Here is a 24055-nt window from a genome sequence, read left to right on the forward strand (position 1 = left end):
AAATCTAAAATGAGAGCAATTATACCCGCGCGTATTTAATCGATGAATTTTTCTAGGACCACGTCCAGAAAATCCCAACCTTTTTCGCTACAGCGATAGACCAAGCCATCCCGACACAACAGGCCTTCAGCCACACAGCGCGATAAATTAGGCTCCAAGCTGTTTGCCGCCAATCCGGTGGTCCGTTCAAAATCCTTCAGGCTAAAGCCCGTTTTTACTCGCAACTGGTTCATCAGAAACTCTAACGGCAATTGTGCGACCTCAATCGCTTCGTATTGTGATCGACCGGGTTGCGATAAATACTGTTCCGGGCTTCTCGGCTTAACCGTGCGCATAATCTTATCCGGCAAGGCAAGGCTGATTTTGCCGTGCGCGCCGGCGCCTATCCCCAGATAATCGCCAAATTGCCAGTAATTGCGATTATGCCGGGATTGCTTGCCGGGTTTTGCATACGCAGACACTTCGTACTGCTGAAAGCCGTTCTCCGCCAATAGCCGCTGACAGCGCTTTTGAGCGGCAAATATCAGGTCGTCTTCCGGCAATTTCGGCGGAAATTTATAAAAATACGTATTGGGTTCCAGCGTCAGTTGGTAAAAGGAAATATGGGTTGGGGCCAAGCTGATTGCTGTTTCCACATCATCTAAGGCCTCGCGCTCGCTTTGATCCGGTAAGCCGAACATCAAATCCAGGTTGAAATTATCGAACCCGGCCGTAACGGCAATTTCCACCGCGGCCTTGGCTTCGGCGGCGGAATGCACCCGCCCTAATGTCCGCAAATGCCGGTCCTGAAAGCTTTGAATGCCTATCGACAGGCGATTAATCCCCAATGCCCGAAACTCATGAAATTTTGCGCTTTCGAAGGTGCCGGGATTGGCTTCCAAAGTGATTTCGCAATGTTCGGCAACAGGCACTGACTGCCTGACACCGGCCAACAAACGACCTAAGGCTTCCGGGGAAAACAAGCTGGGTGTGCCGCCCCCCATAAATATACTGTTGATTTTCCGCTGCCCGCCCAGCAATTCCAGATCAGCGCGCAGGTCGGTCAGCAAGGCGTCGATATAAGCCTGTTCGGGAATTGGGTGTTTAACGGCGTGGGAGTTGAAGTCGCAATACGGGCACTTCTGGATGCACCACGGAAAATGGATATAAAGACTCAGCGGTAACAATTCGACAGACCTTACCAAACGCCAACATTGGGCGTGGAGGCCCACGGCTCTTGCGGCGGCAATGCCTGGCCTTTTTGTAACAATTCGATAGAAATTTGGTCGGGTGAGCGCAGAAATGCCATATGACCATCACGCGGCGGCCGGTTAATCGTGACCCCTTTCGCCATTAAGTCTTGGCATACCGCATAAATATCGTCTACCTCGAAGGCTAAATGTCCAAAATTACGGCCACCGCCGTAGTCCTCGGTATCCCAGTTGTAAGTCAGCTCCAGCAATGGCGCGTCAACCGCTTCAGCGGTTTGCCGGTCGCCAGGTGCAGCCAGATACACCAAGGTAAAACGTCCGGTTTCGCTTTCCATGCGCCGCACTTCAAGCAAACCTAGCTTATTGCAATAAAAATCCAGTGATTCGGTAAGATCCTTTACCCGAACCATAGTGTGTAAATAACGCATATTGGCCGCCCCAGAAAATAAAAGCGCGATTATGAACGAGTCGGCGGTGGAGAATAAAGTTTCCTGATCAATAACAGGCCTCAGCTAAACCAAAGAAAGCCCGTCATGCTCGCCATTTAGCGCTATGGAAGGTAAACTTCGCTGTATCCATGTGCGACCTGGATTGTGGTGTTCGCTGCCGAAATGACGATTTTAAGTATGAGGGAGGCACGCACTTGAAGCAGTTTGTTAAGCAGGTAGTTAGACGCGAATGCCGGACTAGCTCGCTACAGCCCAATTAATCCAAAGCTTTGCGATAAACCGACGGCATGATGGTTTGCAGCTCGGTTTTCATACCGCTTAAAGATTCGGAATGACTGATAAAAAAATAGCCGCCGGGCCGCAGGTATTTAACAATTTTGTCCAGCAGGCGTTGCTTGGTTTCCATATCGAAGTAAATCATTACGTTACGTAAAAAAATCACGTCGAAGGTACCCAGGTCCGGCAACGTTCCTATCAAATTGGCATATTCGAACTTAACGTGGCTGCGTAGCTCAGGAGCAACCAGCAAAAAACCGTCATACTGACCAGTCCCTTTCAGGCAATACTTTTTCAGCAAGATTTGAGGGATTTTTTCGGCGGCATTGCTGGGGTACAAACCACGCCGGGCTTTTTCCAGAATTCGTGTGGAAATATCGGTCCCGACAATATCCCATTGCCGGGATCTCAAATATTCCGCCAACAGCATTGCCAGCGTGTAAGCTTCCTCACCGCTGGAGCTGGCCGCGCTCCAAACTCGAAACGGTTTTGCCGCTGAGTGTTGCGGTAAAATTTTTTCAACTACAAAATCGAAATGCTTGGATTCGCGGAAAAAATAGGTTTCATTGGTAGTCAGCAAATCGATAGCCATCGTCGTTTCATTTTCGAACCCCGGCTTACCGAATTGCCGAAAATACTCGCCATAGCTATCGATACCATGATGACGCAAACGCTTCTCCAAACGTCCCATTACCATAGCCTGCTTACTATCGTTTAGGACAATACCGGCGTGCTTGTAAAGATAGTCCCTGATCCAGGCAAACTCTTGCTTATGCAATATCGGCGCGCCGACACGATGGATTGACGACACTCTAAACTCCTATTTGTGGGTTAACCAACATGTCGATAAATTTAAACGCCTCAAGTCTTGGAACGATCAAGCGTTGATTGTATCCGGCAATGCTTGACGGTCTTGGCGAACTTTACTCAAAGCCGCCATTTCATCCACCGAAAGCACCTTGCTGACGTTCAACAAAATAACAAAGCGGCCATTCCGTTTGGCCATGCCGTTAATAAAGTCAGGCCGAATCCCCGCCCCAAAACTGGGCGGCGGCTCTATATCCTGTTCACCGATTTCAACCACTTCGTTGACGGCGTCCACGATAATCCCCAAATCCTGGGATACGCCATCTTCAGTTTCGCTGGCGGTTTCGACAATAACGATACCGGTGCGCTTGGCCACAGGCGTCGATCCCTTGCCAAAGCGCGCCAGCAAATCCACCACCGGCACCACGCTACCGCGCAGATTAATCACGCCGCGCACAAACACCGGCATCATGGGGACTTCGGTAAGATTGCCGTAATCGATGATTTCCTTACTACTCAAAATGCCCAGTGCGTAAAGTTCTCCCCCAAGCGTAAAGGTTAGGTATTGACCCGCCAGCGCAGTCTGTTTGCTCTGCGCGGCGGGTAGCTTTTCTTGAGTTGTTGCAAGTCCTGTCATGGCCCGCTCCTAGAAACGTTCGAACTGGTTTAAATCGAAGTCATGATCAATATTCGCACTTGCCTGAACGACGGGCTTGATTTTGACAGCCTTTTTTGCTGATTTGACTTCAGCTGTGATCGTCGCTTTTCGACCGCCATTGTCGAGTCTAAAAAAGCTCATCAGCGATTGCAGTTGTTCAGCCTGACTGGTCATTTCTTCCGCAGTAGCCGCCAACTGTTCGCTGGCGGATGCATTCTGCTGAGTAATCTGGTTCATCTGGTTCATCGCATTGTTGACTTGGCTGACACCGGCGGATTGTTCTTGGGAGGCGGCAGCAATCTCTTGCACCAAGTCGGAGGTTCTGGCTATGCTGGGTACGATTTCATCCAGCAGCTTGCCCGCACTTTCCGCAGTCTCGACGCTGTTTTCGGCCAACTCGCCAATCTCCTGCGCCGCCACTTGGCTGCGCTCGGCCAGCTTGCGCACTTCCGCCGCCACCACCGCAAAGCCTTTGCCGTGATCGCCGGCGCGCGCCGCTTCGATGGCTGCGTTCAATGCCAACATGTTGGTCTGGTAGGCGATGTCGTCAATGATGCCGATTTTTTTGGCAATCTCGCGCATAGCGTCAACGGTCTGTTTCACCGCTTCACCGCCTTGGCTGGCTTCGGTAGCGGCTTTGCTGGCCATGCCGTCGGTGACTTTGGCATTGTCGGCATTCTGGTTGATGCTGGCCGCCATTTCCTCGATGCTGGCGCTGGTGATCTCGACACTGCCTGCCTGTTCGCTGGCAGCTTGCGACAGCGATTGCGAAGTGGAACTGATCTGCTCGGAGGCATTGCCCAGTTGATCCGCCGCAGATATTACCTCGGCGATGGTTTGGGAGAGTTTGGCGACGGTGTTGTTCACGGTGTCTTTAAATTCACCCAACTGGCCTTGGTAGTTACCGGTCACGTTGCGGGTTAGGTCGCCTTGTTCAACCAACGCCAGTACTTCGACCGCTTCATTGAGCGGCAAGATCACGCCATCCAGGGTGTCATTGACGCCTTCGACGATTTTGCGGAAGTCGCCTTGGTGCTTACTGGCGTCGGCACGGGTTTGCAGGCGCCCCTCAACCGCAGCGGTGGCCAGCATATTGGCGTCGGCCACCAGCGTATTGACCGCATCGATACAGGTGTTGAGGTTGTTTTTAATGGTGTTGAAATCACCGTTGTAGGTGTCGGTGATTTTGGCGGGAATGTGGCCTTTGGAAATGTTATCGACATAGTCAGCCGCCACATTCAACGGGCCGATCACCGCATTCAGGGTTAGATTCACGCCCTCGACAATCTTACGGAAATCACCTTGGTGCTTAGTGGCATCCGCGCGGGTGGCCAAACGCCCTTCGACGGCAGCGGTCGATAACATATTGGCATCGGCCACCAAGGCGTTCACCGCATCAATACAGGTGTTCAGATTGTTTTTGATGACATTGAAATCGCCGTTGTAGGTGTCGGTGATTTTGGCGGGGATCGCGCCTTTAGCGATGTTGTCCACGTACTCGGCCGCCACGTTCAAGGGTCCGATCACCGCATCCAGGGTGTTATTGACGCCTTGGACGATTTTCCGGTAGTCACCTTGGTATTGGCTGGCGTCGGCGCGGGTGGCTAAGCGGCCTTCGATAGCGGCTTTTTCCAAGGCCACCGCTTCGGCCACCATGCTGGAAATCGCATCAATACAGTTGTTCAGGTTGTTTTTGATGGTGTTGAAGTCGCCGTTGTAGTGGTCGGTGATTTTCGCCGGAATCGCCCCGCGCGAGATGTTGTCCACGTACTCGGCGGCCACGTTCAAGGGCCCGATTACCGCATCGAGCGTGCTGTTGACCCCTTCGACGATTTTGCGGAAATCGCCTTGGTGTTTCGTGGCATCCGCGCGGGTCGCCAAGCGACCTTCGACGGCAGCGGTCGATAACATATTGGCATCGGCCACCAGGGCGTTCACCGCATCAATGCAGGTGTTCAGGTTGTTTTTGATGACATTGAAATCACCGTTGTAGGTGTCGGTGATTTTGGCGGGGATCGCGCCTTTAGAGATGTTGTCCACGTAGTCGGCCGCGACGTTCAAAGGTCCAATCACGGCGTCCAGCGTGTTGTTGACGCCTTCGACAATCTTGCGGTAATCGCCTTGGTATTGGCTGGCGTCGGCGCGGGTGGCTAAGCGGCCTTCGATGGCGGCTTTTTCCAGCGCAGCGGCTTCGGCCACCATGCTGGAAATCGCATCGATACAGTTGTTCAGATTGTTTTTGATGGTGTTGAAATCGCCATTGTAGGTGTCGGTGATTTTCGCCGGAATCGCCCCGCGCGAGATGTTGTCCACGTACTCGGCGGCGACGTTCAAGGGGCCAATCACGGCGTCCAGGGTGTTGTTGACGCCTTCGACAATTTTGCGGTAATCGCCTTGGTACTGGCTGGCGTCGGCGCGGGTGGCTAAGCGGCCTTCGATGGCGGCTTTTTCCAAGGCAGCGGCTTCGGCCACCATGCTGCTGATCGCGTCGATACAGTTGTTCAGATTGTTTTTGATGGTGTTGAAATCACCGTTGTAGGTGTCGGTGATTTTCGCGGGGATCGCGCCTTTAGAGATGTTGTCCACGTACTCGGCCGCGACGTTCAAAGGTCCGATCACCGCATCCAGGGTGTTGTTGACGCCTTCGACAATCTTGCGGAAGTCGCCTTGGTGTTTCGTGGCATCCGCGCGGGTTGACAGGCGGCCTTCGACGGCTGCTTGCGACAGCATGGCGGCATCATTTACTAAAGCCTTGATGTTATTGCGAACTAAATCTATGGTTTCATTGATAAATCGCTTTTTGCCAGGCAATTTTTCAACATCGGCTTCGAGATTACCTTTGCCAAACTCCATGAAACACTTTATGGCCATTTTTTTCACAGCAATATGACCGTTAACCATGTCGTTAACGCCTTTGGCGACGGTCTTGAAACTACCGTGGAATTTTTGTTGATCAACCACTACATCAATATCGCCTTTTTCATGTTCAGCGGCCATATGATCCATCTCGGCTAATAGCGCTTTGATGTTATCGCTCAACTGCTTCATATTGGCCATAACACTGCTGTTATCGCCGGCTTTGAGTTGAATAACGGTGGTCAAATCCCCTTGCGAGATTTTATAAGCCAAATCCGCAACAAAATCCGGTTCGCCACCCAATTGCCGTGTCAGGGTTCGGGCAATGAAAAAACCCAAGGTGCCGATAGCCAGTATCGTTAGCGCTGTAATAATGACGGAAATGGTAATGGCGCTGGACTGAATCGAAACTGCTTCGTTCGATGAGTTTTTACCCAGACGCTGGTTATATTCGCTATGATTTTTGAACGCATCCAACAGCTTATCAACCACAGGCTGATTGCCCATCATCACAGTTCGGGCTTCGGCATTTTTATTCTGCCTGGATAAATCACGAATTTTGAGCCGTAATTTGTCGTATTCCGCCAAACTAGCTTTATCGTCCTGTAACAGTTTTTTGTCCTCATCATCGGTCAAAAGCTTTTCATAGTCGCTCAAAAGCTTATCGATATTCGCGCGTTTTTCGTCGATTTCTTGCTCGACGCCGGCCATGGCCGTATCGTCGGTTTCCGTTAAATGCTGCCAGACGTGCGCGCGGACTCCGGATATCTCCCCAACAATATCGTTAAGCAACAACACACTAGGCAAGGTATTGATAGTATTGAAGTTGGTGGCGGTATACACTTTGTCGATCTGCACATAGTTGAAGCCGGCCAGACCAGCCAAGCCCAACACAGCGGAACCGATTAATAACAACAAACGTTGTGTGACTGTCATTTTTTTAACCCTCATGCAATTTAAAATTTTGATTCGCTCACGCGCTCCGTAAGTACCGCATCCTCTAAAAGCGCGGACTTCAAGTCGCCACGCTGCCAACTTCCCTTTTAGTCGCCAGTAGATTATTAACCAGGCCTTTAAACTCCCTGATTCCGTGATTCCCGCGTAAGCTGAAGTCCAGCGTGAAAACTGGGTTTGCGCTTACACGGGAGCGACGATATTTGAGGGCAGGGTTAATAAAAGTTGATACCAGCTTTTTCTAGCTCATAAAAACCAGCTTGAGATGGCTCCGATTTTATAAATGTGCTTGTTTTTTTAACGTCACAATGGCAACACTGACTTGGCTGGAGGCCAATGCAAACGCGCTGCCCGCATCTAACAAGGACTCGGCGGTTTCATATTGGCCACTATTAATCACCTCGGCCACTTTTCCGGCTTCGCGATGAAACTGCGCATGTTTATGCAGACAGTCCTGAAAACCCGACAAATGTTTGTATTGCTTTTGACCGCCACCGTGCAACCATTTACCCAACTTGCAGCAATCGTCCCGGCCAATGGTGACGGCATCCATGTGCTCGTGTTGGCTGATACCCCGGCGCAGTTTCACCTTCCACTCGCTGTGCGCTTGAATGGCGGCATCCAAGTCAATGGCGTCATCCTCTGTGGTTTTCGCACTTGCCTGTTTCGCACTTTCTGAGCGACGCGATGTTGTTTGGGTTGCAGAGCGGCTAGCAGCATGTCCGGAAGAGGTGATTTTGAAAAAGCTCATCAAACTTTGTAGTTGTTCCGTTTGCCCCATCATTTCTTCCGCAGTAGCCGCCAACTGTTCGCTGGCGGATGCATTCTGCTGAGTAATCTGATTCATCTGGTTCATGGCATTGTTGACTTGGCTGACACCGGCCGATTGCTCTTGCGACGCGGCGGCAATCTCTTGCACCAAGTCGGAGGTTCTGGCTATGCTGGGTACGATTTCATCCAGCAGCTTGCCCGCACTTTCCGCAGTCTCGACGCTGTTTTCCGCTAACTCGCCAATCTCCTGCGCCGCCACTTGGCTGCGCTCGGCCAGCTTGCGCACTTCTGCCGCCACCACCGCAAAGCCTTTGCCGTGATCGCCGGCGCGGGCCGCTTCGATGGCCGCGTTCAGGGCCAACATGTTGGTCTGATAGGCGATGTCGTCGATGATGCCGATTTTTTTGGCAATCTCGCGCATGGCATCAACGGTCTGTTTCACCGCTTCACCGCCTTGGCTGGCTTCGGTAGCCGCTTTGCTGGCCATGCCGTCGGTGACTTTGGCATTGTCGGCATTCTGGTTGATGCTGGCCGCCATTTCCTCAATGCTGGCACTGGTGATCTCGACACTGCCTGCTTGTTCGCTGGCAGCTTGCGACAGCGATTGCGAAGTGGAACTGATCTGTTCGGAGGCATTACCCAGTTGATCCGCGGCGGAAATCACCTCGGCAATGGTTTGGGAGAGTTTGGCGACGGTGTTATTCACGGTGTCTTTAAATTCACCCAACTGGCCTTGGTAGTTACCGGTCACGTTGCGGGTTAGGTCGCCTTGTTCAACCAACGCCAGTACTTCGACCGCTTCATTGAGCGGCAAGATCACGCCATCCAGGGTGTCATTGACGCCTTCGACGATTTTGCGGAAGTCGCCTTGGTGTTTGCTGGCGTCGGCACGGGTTTGCAGGCGCCCCTCAACCGCAGCGGTGGCCAGCATATTGGCGTCGGCCACCAGCGTATTGACCGCATCGATACAGGTGTTGAGGTTGTTTTTAATGGTGTTGAAATCACCGTTGTAGGTGTCGGTGATTTTGGCGGGAATGTGGCCTTTGGAAATGTTATCGACATAGTCAGCCGCCACATTCAACGGGCCGATCACCGCATTCAGGGTTAGATTCACGCCCTCGACAATCTTACGGAAATCACCTTGGTGCTTAGTGGCATCCGCGCGGGTGGCCAAACGCCCTTCGACGGCAGCGGTCGATAACATATTGGCATCGGCCACCAAGGCGTTCACCGCATCAATACAGGTGTTCAGATTGTTTTTGATGACATTGAAATCGCCGTTGTAGGTGTCGGTGATTTTGGCGGGGATCGCGCCTTTAGCGATGTTGTCCACGTACTCGGCCGCCACGTTCAAGGGTCCGATCACCGCATCCAGGGTGTTATTGACGCCTTGGACGATTTTCCGGTAGTCACCTTGGTATTGGCTGGCGTCGGCGCGGGTGGCTAAGCGGCCTTCGATAGCGGCTTTTTCCAAGGCCACCGCTTCGGCCACCATGCTGGAAATCGCATCAATACAGTTGTTCAGGTTGTTTTTGATGGTGTTGAAGTCGCCGTTGTAGTGGTCGGTGATTTTCGCCGGAATCGCCCCGCGCGAGATGTTGTCCACGTACTCGGCGGCCACGTTCAAGGGCCCGATTACCGCATCGAGCGTGCTGTTGACCCCTTCGACGATTTTGCGGAAATCGCCTTGGTGTTTCGTGGCATCCGCGCGGGTCGCCAAGCGACCTTCGACGGCAGCGGTCGATAACATATTGGCATCGGCCACCAGGGCGTTCACCGCATCAATGCAGGTGTTCAGGTTGTTTTTGATGACATTGAAATCACCGTTGTAGGTGTCGGTGATTTTGGCGGGGATCGCGCCTTTAGAGATGTTGTCCACGTAGTCGGCCGCGACGTTCAAAGGTCCAATCACGGCGTCCAGCGTGTTGTTGACGCCTTCGACAATCTTGCGGTAATCGCCTTGGTATTGGCTGGCGTCGGCGCGGGTGGCTAAGCGGCCTTCGATGGCGGCTTTTTCCAGCGCAGCGGCTTCGGCCACCATGCTGGAAATCGCATCGATACAGTTGTTCAGATTGTTTTTGATGGTGTTGAAATCGCCATTGTAGGTGTCGGTGATTTTCGCCGGAATCGCCCCGCGCGAGATGTTGTCGACGTACTCGGCAGCGACGTTCAAGGGCCCGATCACCGCGTCCAGGGTGTTGTTGACGCCTTGGACGATTTTCCGATAGTCGCCTTGGTATTGGCTGGCGTCGGCACGGGTAGCCAGACGGCCTTCAATCGCCGCTTTTTCCAGATTCGTGGCTTCGGCCACCATGTTGGAAATCGCGTCGATACAGTTGTTCAGATTGTTTTTGATGGTGTTGAAATCACCGTTGTAGGTGTCGGTGATTTTGGTGGGGATCGCGCCTTTAGAGATGTTGTCCACGTACTCGGCCGCGACGTTCAAAGGTCCGATCACCGCATCCAGGGTGTTGTTGACGCCTTCGACAATCTTGCGGTAATCGCCTTGGTATTGGCTGGCGTCGGCACGGGTGGCTAAGCGGCCTTCGATGGCGGCTTTTTCCAACGCAGCGGCTTCGGCCACCATGCTGCTGATCGCGTCGATACAGTTGTTCAGGTTGTTTTTGATGTTGTTGAAATCGCCGTTGTAGGTGTCGGTGATTTTCGCCGGGATGGCGCCTTTAGAGATGTTATCGACGTACTCGGCGGCGACGTTCAAAGGGCCGATCACGGCTTCCAGCGTGTCGTTAACACCTACGACGATTTTTCGATAATCACCCTGGTGTTTAGTCGCATCTGCACGGGTGGACAGCTGTCCTTCTACAGCTGAGTGGGACAGCATGACGGCATCGGCAATCAAAGATTGCACGGAAAATACTGCGGCTTTGACACCCTCATTCAGTTGATTGAATTCTAAGCCGTAGTTATGGCTATCGTTTTGCGGCATTTGGCCGCGCCCGAACAAGGTCATGGCATGAATCATGGCATTGACAGGGCGGAGCACCCCCATGACGATGTACCAACTCATCGCCAGGAAACCCAACAAGAACAAGGACACGACTATCATCGTAGTGTTGATAGTGCCGCCTAATCGCGCCAAACGGGCATCCAAACCGGCATATAGCAACTTGCTAAATCCGCCTGCTAACGAGAAGTTTTGTTGGATAGCCTGCGTCAAGCTGTTGAAATAATCGCTGCCGGCAAGCTCAAGTTGCCCGCGTTGTAAAATTTCCGTTTCAGTCAAGGTCAGTGCTTGCTTGGCTAAGGCGGTGGCTTTTTGCAAATCCGTGCGGAGTGCGGGGTTCATGCTGCCGATTTTGGGAATATTCTCGTCCATCATCGCTAGGGTTTCTTCAGCATTCGCGATTAATGCTCGCAGGTAAGCGGCTTCTGCAACAGTCACGGCTTTTCGCTGCAAAATCGGAGATCCCACGCCTCTGAGCATACCCAATTGTTCGGACAGCTCAGGAAATAAACTGATTGCCAACACTTGAGCGTAATAGGTATCGGCTTCCGGATCCAATCCTAGTCCCGATGCATCAGCCACTTTGCGGTTAAAAGCGTGCAATTGACTAATGAATTCGCCATGCTTTGCAAGATTGGTTTGTGCATCAAATTTGCTAGCCGAAGCCGCCAGCTCTTGCCATTTTTCCCTGAGCGCTTGCCAGGCCAAAGTCAGCTTTAATTCTGCCAACCGTCCGTCCAATGCGGAGATACCGGCGATTTGCTGATTGACTTCGTTGCGTTTCGCCTCCCGGCGGCTCGCTTCCTGTGTGTTGCCGGCGATTACCATCGCGTTCAAGCCACGGTGCTCTACCACCAGTTGCATCAGTTTGATGGTCTCCGTAGAGTAATCGACACCTTGTTTTTCCTTTAATGCGAAATCCTTGTCTGCGATATTGTCATTTATCAAAAAGTAGGTTGGCACTGCGAACATAGCAATAGCCAGAACCACTAAGGCAACAAACTTTTGCCAGAGCTTAATTTTGCTAAATACGCTAGAAATCTTTCCCTCTTTAAAGGGGTTTTTAACGCGACCGGCTTTGATATCGGCATATAGCGCGGCCGCCGCATCAACTTCGCTGCGTGCTGGCTTGAAGCGGATAGACCGGTAACCAATCATCTGGCCTTCGTTGTAAATTGGCGCGACATTGGCTTCCACCCAATAGAAATCGCCATTTTTGGAACGGTTTTTTACCAATCCGCGCCAAGTACAGCCGGACTCTATGGTTCGCCACATCCATTCATAGGCCTCTTCCGGCATATCCGGGTGGCGTACAATGTTGTGCGGCTGCCCCAGTAACTCCTGTTCAGTGAAGCCACTCAGCTTGATGAAAGCCGGGCTGACGCTGGTGATATAGCCACTCAAATCGGTGGTAGAGGTGAGAATGTCTTCTTCGGAAAAGTGTAATTCGACGTCAGTAACGGGTTGATTATTTCTCATGGCTATTTTCCATAGTATGTAATTGGCTTTTTTCCAATTGGGCTCAAGCCTGGGCCAAGTGCATATTGCCCTGAAGCTTGTGTTCAAAGGCGCTCACCAAGACAGGTACATCCAAAATTAACGCCACTTCGCCACTGCCCAAGATCGTGGATCCTCCCAGCCCTTCCACATGTCCGAATAACTTGCCAAGCGGCTTGATCACTGTCTGAAACTCGCCGATTAAGCGATCAACGACTAGCCCCGTCTTGACACCCGCTGCATGCACCACGACGACATTCGGTCTGCGCGGTTGATCTCCGCTGATGTTGAACAGATCGCGCAAGCGGATAAAAGGCAGCACTTCGCCGCGCAAATCCATGTAATCCCTGTCAATCAAATCGCCGGACAACTCCAGACACTCGACAACCCGGTCAAGAGGAATCACGTATGACGATTTACCTACACCCACCAAAAACCCATCAATGATGGCTAATGTCAGTGGTAAACGAATGCGGATAGTGGAACCTTGACCCGGCCTGCTTTCAACTTCGATGTCGCCGCGTAAATCGGTCACGTTCCGTTTGACCACATCCATGCCGACACCGCGCCCGGACAGATTGGAGATTTGGCTGGCGGTTGAAAAGCCGGGTTCGAAAATCAAGCTGTAAATTTCATGGTCGCTTAGTTTGGCGTCGGCTTGCACCAAACCTTTTTCGATGGCTTTTGCCAAAATTCGATCACGATCCAGACCACCGCCATCATCGCTAACTTCTATGGCGATGCTGCCCGACTCGTGGTAGGCGTTTAATCTGAGCTCACCGCGACTGGGTTTGCCGCGCGCGGCGCGGACTTCGGCAGACTCGATACCGTGGTCCATGGCGTTGCGGACTAAGTGCATCAGCGGATCGCCGATTTTTTCGACAACCGATTTATCCACTTCGGTGTCGCCGCCGGTAATGACCAAGGCAATATCTTTGCCCAGTTCTTTGCCGACATCGCGCACCACTCGCTGGAAGCGGCTGAATGTGGCACCTATCGCCACCATCCGCAGTTGCAATGCACCGTCGCGCACTTCTTCGACCAAGCGCATCATTTCGCTGGTGGCTTCCAATAGCGCGGAATCGCTGGTCTGTAAGGCACGCAGATTGACACCCGCACCCGAAATAACCAGTTCGCCTATCACATCGATTAGTTTGTCCAAGCGCTCGGCGTCTACCCGTATGGTTTGGTTTTCTCGGGCTTTGTTGTCTTTAATCTGCTGCTGCTTTTCCAGTGCCGCATTCACCAACGGCTGCTGTACCACTTGTTGATCGACCAAGATTTCGCCAAGGCGGGTATTCGGTTGCGGGACTTGCGCCTGCTGCGCGTTGAGGCCTTCTTGTAGTTCACGTTGGGTAATGACCCCGCTTTTCAGCAACAGCTCGCCGAGTTGGGCATTGTCTTCGCCCAGCGAATTGATCAGTTCGACGTAGTAGGGGATTTTGTCTTCCAGCGGCAAAATGTGGATGTAACTGCCTTCGCGAACAAAATCGAACACGCTTTCGATAGCGGCTTTGTCTGCGTCGCTTTTTAGGACAATTTCAAAACCCAGATAACTGCTCTCGGGATCCATGCTTTCGGCATCCGGCATCGCATGACTGAAAGTAGTCAGCGACATAATCTCGCCTAGCGTTGCCAAATAGCGGATGAAAGACAAGGGATCCATACCGTCGCGTAGACAGTTTTCGCCGAATTGAATAAACAAATGCCAATTGCCGCTGTCGATTACGCCGCCACCGCTGGCTTCGAGCGGTTCGCTAGCTTGCTGCACAGTCGTCATCGCCTGCTTGGGCTCAGGCTTCAAGAAAGACTCCAAGCCATCTAGTAATTGTCGTTCGGCATTGGTCATCGCCGGGTTGGCGTTTACTTCACCGTCGGCCACCGCTTGAATCAGTTCAATCATATGGTCACAGCAAGGTAGCAGAATGGCGACCAGTTCCGGCGAAACGCTCAACTTTCCGTCGCGCAAGGTATCAAGCACGCTTTCCACCACGTGGGTGAAGGCAACGATATGATCCAGACCGAACAATCCCGCCGACCCCTTAATGGTATGTGCGGCTCGGAAAATGGCGTTAATCCGTTCGGATGGATCTTGATCGTCTTCCAGCCCGAGTAAGCCGTCTTCCATGTCTTGCAACAACTCCAGACTTTCAATCACAAAAGTCTTCAGCGCATCACGCATTTGGTCATCAAAACTCATTTCGCATACTCCTTAGTTTTGGGTCAGCACGACCTGATCGCCAAAAGTGCCCGTCAGATTTGCCAGTTCCAGCACATCCAACACGGCTTTGCTGTGCATCACGAAACGCAAGCTCTTACCCAAATGCGCGGCTTCGCGTTTAATTAGAATCAACAACTGTAGGCCGGCAGTATCGATTTCGGTGACGTTGGCAAGATTGATCTCCAAATCATCCCCAGCCGTTAGAAACATCAGCAGATTGGATTTCTGATCTGCCGCGTTGTAGATGGTTAATTCGTCTTTAATGGTTAGGCTGGGCATGGACGATCTCGCTAGACATAGACAGAGGTACTTATATGAATCGGCGGAAACGGGATTAACGACCGCTGTTCATACTCCGATCAAGGCAAAATTAACTTGGAAACGGCCGCTAACATTTGCGCCGGCTGAAACGGTTTGACCACCCAGGCTTTGGCGCCCGCAGCTTGGCCCTCCTGCTTTTTGCCTTCCTGGGATTCGGTGGTCAGCATAATGACCGGGGTAAATTTATAGGCCGGCAGCTGTTTAAGTTCCTTCACGAAGGTAATGCCGTCCATATTCGGCATATTGACATCGGATATGATGAGGTGAATTTTCTGGCCGTTGAGCTTACTTAGCCCATCCTTGCCGTCGCACGCTTCTATTACTTCATAACCGGCGCCTTTCAGCGCAATACCTACTACCTGACGGACCGACGCCGCATCGTCTACTACCAATATCGTTTTTGCCATATGCTTAATATCCTAGAAAAAAGTAATCTCTTGTGTTTGAGGTTCAACGGCCCGATTGCCATGACCATGGGCGTGGTGTTCGGATTCCATGGTGTAGGTGCTGGTCAAGCCGCTTAAAATGTGGTCCGCATCTATCGGCCGCAACGCAAATACACCGCCGGCATGACTGCGATTGAGCTGTTTGGGGAAATCGGCAATGCTGTCTTTGACGTGTTGCAGAATTTGGCCGATCCGGTCTTGAAATTGAAAATGCACCAAGGATTCGTCTATCTCACCTTTTATGGCCTGCGCCGAATGGCTTAAGTTGCTTGAATAGCCCTGCAATTTGGTAAACACGTCATGCAGGTTATCCATTACCGATTGAATATTGCTGTTACAAGCGGAGACCGCTTCGGCCTCGTTTTGCGCGCTTTTTTCCACCGCTAGCAACGCGGTTTGAATAGCAGAGCTAACTTGCTCGACTTTGGAGCCGATCTGCTTACCGGTTTCACCGGACAAGTTGGATAGCTTTCTAACCTCGTCCGCCACCACGGCAAAACCGCGGCCTGCTTCGCCAGCCCGAGCCGCTTCGATAGCGGCGTTTAAGGCAATCAGATTGGTTTGTTCGGCAATCCGCGCCACTTCCTTGGCCATCTGCTTAAGTTCATCAATAAAGCCCGCCAAGGAGCGAATTTTCTGCAAAACCGCCAAATTTTCCTGCAATGCCGCATCCATGGAGCTCACCACTTTTTGCAAATTGGTGTTGCTGTTTACGAATACTTCTTCGCCGTTGCCACCGAGAGTGGAATGGGAGGATCTTAAAGCCGCTTCCAGATTATTGGTAATCCCGGCAAAGCGTTGAGTCAACAACGTAATCGCCTGCTCGATTTGTTGCCGGGTCGAATCGATTTGTGCTGCCCATACCGGCGTGACTTGCTCGGCAAACCGATCCAGACCGGAAATATATTTTTCTATTTCGGCTACCGATAAGGCGGGGGCCTTGTCAGTCAAGGTATTTTGCGTAGCGGCAACACAGCGTTTTTTGGTCACCCAAGCGGCTATTCCTGCCGACATCAATGCAACGCAAATCATTACCGCAAATTGGAATATAGACATTTTGGCGTAATCTCCCTGGTTTTTTTATGATTTCGCAGCCCTCTGCCGCCGATCATTTCGGTTCAGTGGCCTGGAAATTCAATGTGGAAAAAAGTATAGGCAGGAAAATTCGGTTTATCTAGAAAGCTACCGACAAAATGTAGGGTTAGTCCCACAACTTATGATTAATTTGCGAAACTGCTAACGGAAGTCGCTTGCAATGCGTGTTTAAGGCTTTTAAAGTGCCAAGCTGTTTTATCCCGTACTACAAGGACATCCGCTTTCATGACTGAATATCCCGAAAAATCTTGCAGCATCGACCGTTTGGTCCGACACCCCAAATTAGTGGCGGCAACGCTGGCCGGCGACAAAACCCAGCAACGCCGCGACGGTTTATATGCCTACCCCGGCGAAACCTTTGTATTGGAAGACGTCGTATTTGAAGTAACTAGCGTGGAGCGCCAAAGAATAGGCGATATGAGCGACGCGGACGCCCGGGCGGAGGGTTATCCGAATCTGGCAATGTATAAGGATTTAATATTGAAAATGCACAGCGGCATGGAGTGGAACGAGGACGGACTAGTCTGGGTGCATAGCTTTAAGCGGCAACAGCCGGAATAAGAATACCTTTCTCGGCCAGCTCCCGCAGCATCGGCGGGCCGGCGGCCATTAAGGCTTGGCTATCCAGTTGCGGGAATTCCGTGGCAACCGCTTGCAAGCACTGCTCGCCGGTCATCGGCCCTTCATCCTGCAAAATTTGCAGCAAGCGTATGGTCAAACCGGTGGTTTTCAGAAAATGCACGCAGTCGAGATTGTCGCGGTAAACGATCAAGCAAGTGGTTTGCTCCGGCGGTTCCAGCGGCAAAAAGCCGGGGCCTATTGCCTGTACCGGATAACGGTAAAGTAACGGCCAGGCCAAGGGCGATAACGCGATGCTGCGCGGCAACAACTTATCCAGAAAATCGCTGTCACCCAATATTGGTGTGTCCTTGGCAATCGACAAAGCCATTTCCACCCATTCGTAATGTGCCAATTCCAACAGAAATGGATAATCGTCCGGATTATTTCGTTCGTTTTGTAAATACGCTAAAAACTCTTCGGCAATTTCCGAGAAATAGGGTGTTTCGCAGCGATGCCGGGTAAAAAAATCCTGAGTGATTTCCTGCCATTGCGCATCATTCAGGATGGCTCGCAATACCGGAAAATTACTGGCAATAAAACTGTCGATATTGTTGAAAAACAATTCCCGATACATCGCCATACGCCGCGGCTCGACATCTGCCGGCGGCGGATTGTTTTGCGGATCGCGAATATACGCGGCAAACTGGCTTTGGGTAGCCTGAAAATCGGCAGCCATCAGGCTACCTGTTTTTGCCGACCAGCCGCATAGTGCTGCTGAATGGCTTGGATGGTATCGACTTCCTGGCTTAATTCAAGCAAGGAGGGAATGTTGAAATCCCGCTCCAGCAGGGTAGGGAACACGCCGAACAGCTCGTAAGCCTTGCCCAACAAAGTCCAGACGGGATCGATCACCGGCGCGCCGTGGGTATCGACCAGAAAATCCTCTGCTTCCACATAATGGCCGGCGATGTGCGCGTAAGCGATGCGTTCGGCAGGCATGGCCCGCAGAAAGACTTCGGCATCGTAGCCATGATTGATGCTGTTTACGTAGATATTGTTGATGTCGATCAGCACATCGCAGTCGGCTTCACTGACTACCGCGTTGAAAAAATCGATTTCGGCCATTTCCTGGCCCGGCGAGGCGTAATAAGAAATGTTTTCGATGGCCATGCGCTGTTCCAGAATGTCCTGCACCCTGCGAATACGCGCGGCAACATGCTTGACAGCATCTTCGGTGAATGGCATCGGCATCAAATCGTATAAATGCCCGCCATGGCTGCAATAGCTAAGGTGTTCGCTGTAGAATTTGATCCCGTGCTCGCGCATGAACACTTTCAAATCGTGCACGAATTGCTCGTCGAGAGGATCGCTGCTACCTATCGACAGCGACAGGCCATGACAGACAAAATCAAAACGCTCGGTCATGGCGCGAAACTGTTTGCCGAACTTGCCACCGATGGTCATCCAGTTTTCCGGCGCCACTTCGTAAAAGCCGACATGGGCCAGCGGCGACTCGAAAATCTCGCTCAAAAACGAACGCCGTAAGCCTAAGCCGGCACCGTGAACGAGATTGCGAACGCTATCCATGACTTACTCTTCCGGTGTTTCCGGTTTGTGGGTAGAACGCCAGAATAAGGCTAAACCAATCGCCACCAATACGCCCAGGATATACATTTCGTATTTTTTGACCTGACCCATGATGGACTCGGCAAATTGGCCGAAGGTGTAGCCCAGATAACCGACGGCTATCGCCCAAATCCCGGCGCCGAGAAAATTCAGCAAGAAAAACTTCAAGGGATGAATCTTGCTGGCCCCGATCACAAACGGCGTGACGTTACGTACGCCGTAGAGAAAGCGAAATCCCAATATCACCGGGATCTGATGCTTGTGCAGCAAATCGAAAACCTTGTCGGTTTTGCTATGCCAGAGCGGACGTTTCTCCAGAAAGGCGATGCCTTTCCAACGGCCCAGATAGAAAAAGGTCTGGTCGCCGGCAAAGGTACCCAAAAACGCCGTCAGCATCACCCATTCCAATTGCAAATAGCCGCCGTGCGCTAAAAAGCCGGCGATGACCAGAATGGTTTCACCTTCCAGATACGTACCGATAAACAAGGCTAAATAGCCGTAATCGATAACTAGCTGCTGTAAATCATTAAAATCCATAGTGTCGGTCTATTGGCGATGAATCGAAATTAATGGCTGGCTGCTTTGTCTGCATCCATTTTGCTCCCGCAACTACCTTCTTCGTTTTTCATCATGGCGCCGCAGCTATGTTCGCCGGCTTTTTTGTCACCACCCATCATGGCACCGCAACTGCCTTCTTCGGCTTTCTTAGGCTTGTCGGCGCCGTGATCCATGCCACCCATGCTGCCCATACTCATCATGCCGCCGCCGGTCATCATGCCCATGCCGCAAGCGCCTTCCTTACCCTTCATCATCGCGCCACAAGCGCTTTCCATGCCTTTTTTCATTTTGCCGCCACTCATCATGCCGCCGCACATGCCTTCGCCGCATGAGCCTTCGGTTTTTTTCGCTTCAGCTTTTTTGGTTTCACTTTTTTTGATGCCATTGCCGTCCATTGCATTAGAGCCACACGCGCCCTGACTGATTTTGCCGTTTGAATGCTCTGCATGCGACGTCGCAACTTGCATATAGCCGCTAGACAACTCGGAAACGGCGAATGGGTTGGCATCGGCCTGCGCGTTGACAGCCATGCCGGACAAAAGCGCACCGCCCATCGCAGCGGCCAGCGGAGATTTATTAAATTTTTTCATGCGTTTATCCTCTCGTTTAATTTTTATTTATGGTGCTCCGGCACATTACTACCGGGGCTTACGACTGATGCGTAATCCTTATTGCTCTACTCTGATTATTGCATATTCAGTCTAAATTCTTTGCCTTAAATTCACAGACATCGGCGATGCAGCAAGCGCCGCAACGCGGCTTCCTGGCCACACAAATATACCGGCCGTGTAGAATCAGCAGATGGTGCGCGTCTTTCTTGTATTGCTTGGGCACGGTTTTTTCCAATTTGCGCTCCACTTCCAGGACATTTTTGCCCGGCGCCAGGCCGATGCGATTGGCGACCCGGAAAATATGCGTATCTACGGCGATGGTCGGCTCCCCAAATGCGGTGTTTAAAATCACATTCGCCGTTTTGCGGCCCACCCCGGCCAGCGCCTCCAACGCTTCCCGTTCGCGCGGCACTTCGCCGCCATGCTTTTCCAGCAAAGTCTGACAAAGTTTTATGACATTTGCCGCCTTGCTGTTGAATAAGCCGATGGTTTTGATGTGCTCCTTCAAACCGTCTTCACCCAAAGCCAGGATCGCTTGCGGCGTGTTGGCCACGGGAAACAATTTGGCAGTCGCCTTGTTGACGCCCTTATCGGTCGCTTGCGCCGACAATACCACCGCCACCAATAATTCGAACGGGGTAGTGAAATTCAGTTCGGTGGTCGGATTCGGCGTGGCTTCGGCCAAGCGCTGGAATATCTGTAGGCGTTTTTCGTTATTCATGCTCAAAAAGGGATACAAAGCCAAGCTTTCCAGGATTCTCCCGGCTTGCAAGGCAAATATTGGTGGCGTCGTTACTTGTTCACTAAAGGAACTAAGTAACGAGTCAACTAAATTGTCGCATTTAGTTTGGAACCAAACTCGCGCGCATCAAGTCACTAGCTAGCACTCAGAATGGGTGCGGAAAACCACAACAATTCAATTCGGGGGAATTATGAAAACATTTACTGCCATTACCATTAGTGCATTACTGCTCGCGAGTGCCGGTGTATTCGCCGAAGAACATGCTACCGAAGCCTTGAAGCATGCCGAACAGGCTGTCACCCACGGCAAAGCCGGCCATAGCCCCGTCTTGGTGGAGCATGCCGAAGCGGCCTTAACCCATGCCAAGAAAGGTGCTGAAGTCGCCAAGGGCGAATCTAAAACGCATCTCGATGCCGGGGTAAAATCCCTGGAAAGCGCAATTGAACACGGCAAAATGGGACATGCCGATGTCGCTACCAAAGCGGCAGAAGAAGCCGTTGACCATATCAAGGCGGGCAACAAGTAGATTCTTAACCGCTAATCAATAGATCCATTTGCGATCAAATAGGTAGAGACGCAAAATTCAGCGTCTCTATCTACTTCCCTAAACTGAAACCGCACCGGCGATATGTCGATGTGCCTGATAATCCAGCAGTTCAAAGTCGGCAAATTCATAGGAGAATAACGATTCCGGCCGGCGTTTTAATTGCAGCCGCGGCGGTGTCAAGGGTTGCCGGCTAAGTTGCAATGCAACTTGCTCAAAATGGTTGCGATAGATATGCACGTCACCGAACGACATGATTAACTCACCGACTTCTAAGTCGCATTGCTGTGCCAGCATATGCGTTAACAAGGCCACACTGGCTTGATTGTAAGGCACCCCTAAAAAGCAATCGGCACTGCGCTGCGTCATCATGCAGGACAATTTGCCGTTAGCGACATAGAACTGATACAACACATGGCACGGTGGCAGGGCCATTCGCCCGGCTGCGGCATTCTCGCGCGGACCGACGGTTTCATCCGGCAAAAATGCCACATTCCAGCCGCTGACGATGTGTCGGCGCGAATCCGGTTTATTTTTTAAACCGTCCAACAAAATTTGCATCTGATCGTAGCTCTCGCCATCCGGCCCCAGCCAGTTACGCCATTGCGCACCATAGACAGGCCCCAACTCGCCGTCTGGCGTGGCCCACTCATCCCAAATCGTTACGCCGTGATCGTTCAAATATTGGATATTGGTATCGCCGCGTAAAAACCACAACAATTCATACGCAATGGATTTGAAATGTAACTTCTTAGTCGTAAGCAACGGAAAACCGTCCGCCAAGTTGTAACGCATCTGCCGACCGAACACTGAGCGAGTACCGGTGCCGGTGCGGTCACTTTTGTCGATGCCGTTACTCATGATGTCGGCGAGAAGATCCAGATAAGGTTGCATAGCGCTCTTAGGTCGAAAATTGGCGGGCAGTATAACTTGCCGGCTTGATGAATACGACTGTCATGGCTGTGTTTCATGAGTCGTGATGGAGGCAGCCGAGAGCTTTAGAGGTGCGGCAAAATGGCTGGTCGATCACCATGAGAAGAGTTGCGCGGCTACCAGCCAGCTACACGGTTTTGTACATGCCGGATAAGCTCCCGGCGCTGTATGCCTTTAGCCATCTGCGTGTTCAGTTTGAGATAAGGGGTGGCTTTATCGCCCAAGGATTCCGAGAAAAAGCAGCGTGTATTTCGCTCAAGTGCTTTCGCGGCGAACATGGCTGCATCTGCGTTTTAAGCGGCTGGATATTGCTGAAAAGACTGATACACTTCGCCGTCGAGCTCACTTCCGGAAATTAATAGCCGGCAAAAACCACCGATTTTTTGCGCGATGCCAGGCTGGCACTGGGCAATAGAAAAAATTTATTTACACTGATCGCGAGCTGAGTAATAGTTTTGTTTCGGCGATTAATCAACAGGAATCCAATGAAAAATCTGTTCTTCGTTTTTGCCCTGTGTCTGTCCGCGGATAGTTGGGCAGGGGTATTTAAATGCACTGATGCCAGCGGCCACACGAATTATCAATCGTCACCCTGCACGGTGGAGCACAAAGCGGTGCAAATGAATACCAAAACCGGCAGCAGTGTTGATTTAAATGCGCTGGAAAGGCAGCAAGCCGCAGAAGCCGAATTGAAAAAGCAGCAGTCTGCGCAGGAACAAGCCGAGCACCAGGCCAAACTCGACGCCATCGCAAAAAATAAACAAGATGCCCGAGTTCAGAGTGAAATGACACAGACTCTGATCAAGCAAAACCCCATGCAATTTTCCGCATTCGCCATTCCACCTTACGACCCGGAAAAACTACCCGCGCAAGTCAAACCCTTCGAAACGCGCCTGCCGGATGTCGAAAAATTCCGCAGGCTGGCCGCACAAAAAGCTTTAGCCAGCGGCGAGTGTCAACGCATCGAAACCGATGAACTCACTGGGAAGAGCAAACCGGACCAGCTAAATTTTCTGATAAATTGCAGCAGCGGCAAAACCTTTTTGTTCAACGAGGCTGATCTCGTTCAACCATGATGGTCGGCAAAACGCTGTTTATCACCGGCTGCTCTTCCGGCATCGGTTATCACACCGCTCTGTTTTTGAAACAGCGCGGCCATCGGGTGATTTGCTCCGCGCGTAAGCCTGAGGATGTAGAGCGTTTGCGTGGTGACGGCTTCGAATGTCTGCAACTTGATTTGGCGGATTCGCCGAGCATTCAACGCGCGGTAAACGAATTAATCGCGCTGACCGACGGCAAGATCGATGCACTGTTCAACAACGGTGCCTTCGGCCAGCCCGGCGCCGTGGAAGATTTGAGCAGGGATGTGCTGCGTCACCAATTCGAAACCAATCTGTTCGGCACCCACGAATTAACCAACCTGCTATTACCGCTGATGCGCAAACAGGGTCATGGCCGGGTGATCTATAACAGCTCGGTACTAGGGTTCGTGGCGATGAAGTTTCGCGGCGCCTATAACGCCAGCAAATTCGCGTTGGAAGGCTTGGCGGACACCTTGCGCTTGGAATTGCGCGGCACCGGCATTCATATCGTGTTGATCGAACCGGGACCGATAGCAAGCCGTTTCCGGGAAAATGCCTTTGCTTTGTATCAAAAACATATCGATGCCGAGCATAGTTTTCATAAAGACACCTACAAAGCCATGGAAGCCCGGCTGCAAAAGCCCGGCCCGGCGGCACCTTTCACGTTACCGGCTAGTGCAGTCGCTGAAAAAGTGGCGCATGCATTGGAGTCGAATCGGCCGAAAATTCGCTACCGGGTGACGGTGCCCACGCATTTGTTTGCCTGGTTGAAACGGCTGCTGCCCAGCGCATGGCTGGACAAGCTGCTAGTCAGCGTCGAATAAGGCCGCAGCGGCATTTTTTCGTCACCGAAAAAACCATAAAAACCGCTATAAACAGGCTAGCAAACAGA

At 51.7% G+C, this 24055-nt stretch carries 21 protein-coding genes; 5 read left to right on the forward strand and 16 right to left on the reverse strand.

What is annotated here, in order from left to right; genetic code table 11:
- Positions 1 to 35: 35 nt before the first annotated feature.
- The 10 genes from hemW to JL719_RS01675 form a co-directional block, all read right to left on the reverse strand.
- Positions 36 to 1211 carry a radical SAM family heme chaperone HemW gene (hemW, locus tag JL719_RS01620; protein ID WP_225892973.1) on the reverse strand — a complete coding sequence of 392 codons (1176 nt, stop codon included), beginning with the start codon at positions 1209 to 1211 and terminating at the stop codon, positions 36 to 38.
- Positions 1178 to 1618, reverse strand: coding sequence for a VOC family protein (locus JL719_RS01625; protein ID WP_033158169.1), 441 nt, complete (start codon positions 1616 to 1618; stop codon positions 1178 to 1180). Before JL719_RS01625 ends, hemW begins: the two co-directional genes overlap by 34 nt.
- Before the next feature lie 277 nt (positions 1619 to 1895).
- Positions 1896 to 2726, reverse strand: coding sequence for a CheR family methyltransferase (locus JL719_RS01630; RefSeq protein WP_084153383.1), 831 nt, complete (start codon positions 2724 to 2726; stop codon positions 1896 to 1898).
- Positions 2727 to 2792: 66 nt separating this feature from the next.
- Positions 2793 to 3359, reverse strand: coding sequence for a chemotaxis protein CheW (locus tag JL719_RS01635; RefSeq protein WP_033158168.1), 567 nt, complete (start codon positions 3357 to 3359; stop codon positions 2793 to 2795).
- Positions 3360 to 3368: 9 nt separating this feature from the next.
- On the reverse strand, positions 3369 to 7172 hold the full coding sequence (locus JL719_RS01640; RefSeq protein WP_174843445.1) for a methyl-accepting chemotaxis protein: 3804 nt from the start codon (positions 7170 to 7172) through the stop codon (positions 3369 to 3371).
- A 295-nt stretch (positions 7173 to 7467) separates the two neighbouring features.
- Positions 7468 to 12405 (reverse strand): methyl-accepting chemotaxis protein, encoded by a 4938-nt coding sequence (locus tag JL719_RS23930; protein WP_129871323.1) that lies wholly within the window; start codon positions 12403 to 12405, stop codon positions 7468 to 7470.
- Between the two features lie 43 nt (positions 12406 to 12448).
- Positions 12449 to 14623, reverse strand: coding sequence for a chemotaxis protein CheA (locus tag JL719_RS01660; RefSeq protein WP_033158481.1), 2175 nt, complete (start codon positions 14621 to 14623; stop codon positions 12449 to 12451).
- Positions 14624 to 14635: 12 nt separating this feature from the next.
- Positions 14636 to 14923: an STAS domain-containing protein gene (locus JL719_RS01665; protein WP_033158482.1), complete on the reverse strand. Its 288-nt coding sequence runs from the start codon at positions 14921 to 14923 to the stop codon at positions 14636 to 14638.
- Between the two features lie 80 nt (positions 14924 to 15003).
- The gene (locus JL719_RS01670) at positions 15004 to 15372 is read right to left on the reverse strand and encodes a response regulator (RefSeq protein ID WP_020484376.1); all 369 of its coding nucleotides are present in this window, start codon (positions 15370 to 15372) and stop codon (positions 15004 to 15006) included.
- 12 nt (positions 15373 to 15384) lie between these two features.
- Entirely contained in the window at positions 15385 to 16467 is a 1083-nt protein-coding gene (locus JL719_RS01675; protein WP_225892975.1) for a methyl-accepting chemotaxis protein, read from the reverse strand.
- Between the two features lie 264 nt (positions 16468 to 16731).
- Between JL719_RS01675 and JL719_RS01680 the strand changes: the two genes are divergently transcribed.
- Positions 16732 to 17067 carry an ASCH domain-containing protein gene (locus JL719_RS01680; protein ID WP_033158484.1) on the forward strand — a complete coding sequence of 112 codons (336 nt, stop codon included), beginning with the start codon at positions 16732 to 16734 and terminating at the stop codon, positions 17065 to 17067.
- Here JL719_RS01680 and JL719_RS01685 read toward each other — a convergent pair.
- The 5 genes from JL719_RS01685 to nth all read right to left on the reverse strand — a co-directional run bounded on the left by JL719_RS01685 (position 17045) and on the right by nth (position 20583).
- Positions 17045 to 17803 (reverse strand): HvfC family RiPP maturation protein, encoded by a 759-nt coding sequence (locus JL719_RS01685; RefSeq protein ID WP_033158485.1) that lies wholly within the window; start codon positions 17801 to 17803, stop codon positions 17045 to 17047. The genes JL719_RS01680 and JL719_RS01685 overlap by 23 nt on opposite strands.
- Positions 17803 to 18654 carry an HvfB family MNIO-type RiPP peptide maturase gene (locus tag JL719_RS01690; protein WP_033158486.1) on the reverse strand — a complete coding sequence of 284 codons (852 nt, stop codon included), beginning with the start codon at positions 18652 to 18654 and terminating at the stop codon, positions 17803 to 17805. Before JL719_RS01690 ends, JL719_RS01685 begins: the two co-directional genes overlap by 1 nt.
- 3 nt (positions 18655 to 18657) lie before the next feature.
- Positions 18658 to 19230 carry a DedA family protein gene (locus JL719_RS01695; protein WP_033158487.1) on the reverse strand — a complete coding sequence of 191 codons (573 nt, stop codon included), beginning with the start codon at positions 19228 to 19230 and terminating at the stop codon, positions 18658 to 18660.
- Between the two features lie 29 nt (positions 19231 to 19259).
- Positions 19260 to 19841: a hypothetical protein gene (locus JL719_RS01700; protein ID WP_033158488.1), complete on the reverse strand. Its 582-nt coding sequence runs from the start codon at positions 19839 to 19841 to the stop codon at positions 19260 to 19262.
- A 106-nt stretch (positions 19842 to 19947) separates the two neighbouring features.
- Positions 19948 to 20583, reverse strand: coding sequence for an endonuclease III (nth, locus tag JL719_RS01705; RefSeq protein ID WP_033158489.1), 636 nt, complete (start codon positions 20581 to 20583; stop codon positions 19948 to 19950).
- Between the two features lie 211 nt (positions 20584 to 20794).
- On the opposite strand from nth, the gene smbP reads away from it, so the two are divergent.
- Positions 20795 to 21130: a small metal-binding protein SmbP gene (smbP, locus tag JL719_RS01710; RefSeq protein WP_033158490.1), complete on the forward strand. Its 336-nt coding sequence runs from the start codon at positions 20795 to 20797 to the stop codon at positions 21128 to 21130.
- Between the two features lie 78 nt (positions 21131 to 21208).
- Here the strand turns inward: smbP and JL719_RS01715 are convergent, their stop codons facing one another.
- On the reverse strand, positions 21209 to 22042 hold the full coding sequence (locus JL719_RS01715; RefSeq protein ID WP_033158491.1) for a thymidylate synthase: 834 nt from the start codon (positions 22040 to 22042) through the stop codon (positions 21209 to 21211).
- A 137-nt stretch (positions 22043 to 22179) separates the two neighbouring features.
- On the opposite strand from JL719_RS01715, the gene JL719_RS01720 reads away from it, so the two are divergent.
- The 3 genes from JL719_RS01720 to JL719_RS01730 all read left to right on the forward strand — a co-directional run bounded on the left by JL719_RS01720 (position 22180) and on the right by JL719_RS01730 (position 23987).
- Positions 22180 to 22440, forward strand: coding sequence for a hypothetical protein (locus JL719_RS01720; protein WP_033158492.1), 261 nt, complete (start codon positions 22180 to 22182; stop codon positions 22438 to 22440).
- Between the two features lie 126 nt (positions 22441 to 22566).
- Entirely contained in the window at positions 22567 to 23157 is a 591-nt protein-coding gene (locus JL719_RS01725) for a DUF4124 domain-containing protein (protein ID WP_033158493.1), read from the forward strand.
- Positions 23154 to 23987: an SDR family oxidoreductase gene (locus JL719_RS01730; RefSeq protein WP_033158494.1), complete on the forward strand. Its 834-nt coding sequence runs from the start codon at positions 23154 to 23156 to the stop codon at positions 23985 to 23987. The genes JL719_RS01725 and JL719_RS01730 overlap by 4 nt, the downstream gene beginning before the upstream one ends.
- The last annotated feature ends 68 nt before the right edge of the window (positions 23988 to 24055 follow it).

Origin of the sequence: Methylomonas sp. LW13, from assembly GCF_016865255.1 — a bacterium.
Lineage (GTDB): Bacteria > Pseudomonadota > Gammaproteobacteria > Methylococcales > Methylomonadaceae > Methylomonas.

Excerpts from the sequence above, each read along its gene's own strand:
- JL719_RS01715 (WP_033158491.1), bottom strand. The coding sequence starts at position 22,042 with ATGCAACCTTATCTGGATCTTCTCGCCGACATCATGAGTAACGGCATC.
- JL719_RS01665 (WP_033158482.1), bottom strand. The coding sequence starts at position 14,923 with ATGCCCAGCCTAACCATTAAAGACGAATTAACCATCTACAACGCGGCA.
- nth (WP_033158489.1), bottom strand. The coding sequence starts at position 20,583 with ATGAATAACGAAAAACGCCTACAGATATTCCAGCGCTTGGCCGAAGCC.
- JL719_RS01635 (WP_033158168.1), bottom strand. The coding sequence starts at position 3,359 with ATGACAGGACTTGCAACAACTCAAGAAAAGCTACCCGCCGCGCAGAGC.
- JL719_RS01690 (WP_033158486.1), bottom strand. The coding sequence starts at position 18,654 with ATGGATAGCGTTCGCAATCTCGTTCACGGTGCCGGCTTAGGCTTACGG.
- JL719_RS01685 (WP_033158485.1), bottom strand. The coding sequence starts at position 17,803 with ATGGCTGCCGATTTTCAGGCTACCCAAAGCCAGTTTGCCGCGTATATT.
- JL719_RS01625 (WP_033158169.1), bottom strand. The coding sequence starts at position 1,618 with ATGCGTTATTTACACACTATGGTTCGGGTAAAGGATCTTACCGAATCA.
- JL719_RS01660 (WP_033158481.1), bottom strand. The coding sequence starts at position 14,623 with ATGAGTTTTGATGACCAAATGCGTGATGCGCTGAAGACTTTTGTGATT.
- JL719_RS01680 (WP_033158484.1), top strand. The coding sequence starts at position 16,732 with ATGACTGAATATCCCGAAAAATCTTGCAGCATCGACCGTTTGGTCCGA.
- JL719_RS23930 (WP_129871323.1), bottom strand. The coding sequence starts at position 12,405 with ATGAGAAATAATCAACCCGTTACTGACGTCGAATTACACTTTTCCGAA.
- JL719_RS01640 (WP_174843445.1), bottom strand. The coding sequence starts at position 7,172 with ATGACAGTCACACAACGTTTGTTGTTATTAATCGGTTCCGCTGTGTTG.
- JL719_RS01730 (WP_033158494.1), top strand. The coding sequence starts at position 23,154 with ATGATGGTCGGCAAAACGCTGTTTATCACCGGCTGCTCTTCCGGCATC.
- JL719_RS01720 (WP_033158492.1), top strand. The coding sequence starts at position 22,180 with ATGAGAAGAGTTGCGCGGCTACCAGCCAGCTACACGGTTTTGTACATG.
- smbP (WP_033158490.1), top strand. The coding sequence starts at position 20,795 with ATGAAAACATTTACTGCCATTACCATTAGTGCATTACTGCTCGCGAGT.
- JL719_RS01695 (WP_033158487.1), bottom strand. The coding sequence starts at position 19,230 with ATGGATTTTAATGATTTACAGCAGCTAGTTATCGATTACGGCTATTTA.
- JL719_RS01700 (WP_033158488.1), bottom strand. The coding sequence starts at position 19,841 with ATGAAAAAATTTAATAAATCTCCGCTGGCCGCTGCGATGGGCGGTGCG.
- JL719_RS01725 (WP_033158493.1), top strand. The coding sequence starts at position 22,567 with ATGAAAAATCTGTTCTTCGTTTTTGCCCTGTGTCTGTCCGCGGATAGT.
- JL719_RS01670 (WP_020484376.1), bottom strand. The coding sequence starts at position 15,372 with ATGGCAAAAACGATATTGGTAGTAGACGATGCGGCGTCGGTCCGTCAG.
- JL719_RS01675 (WP_225892975.1), bottom strand. The coding sequence starts at position 16,467 with ATGTCTATATTCCAATTTGCGGTAATGATTTGCGTTGCATTGATGTCG.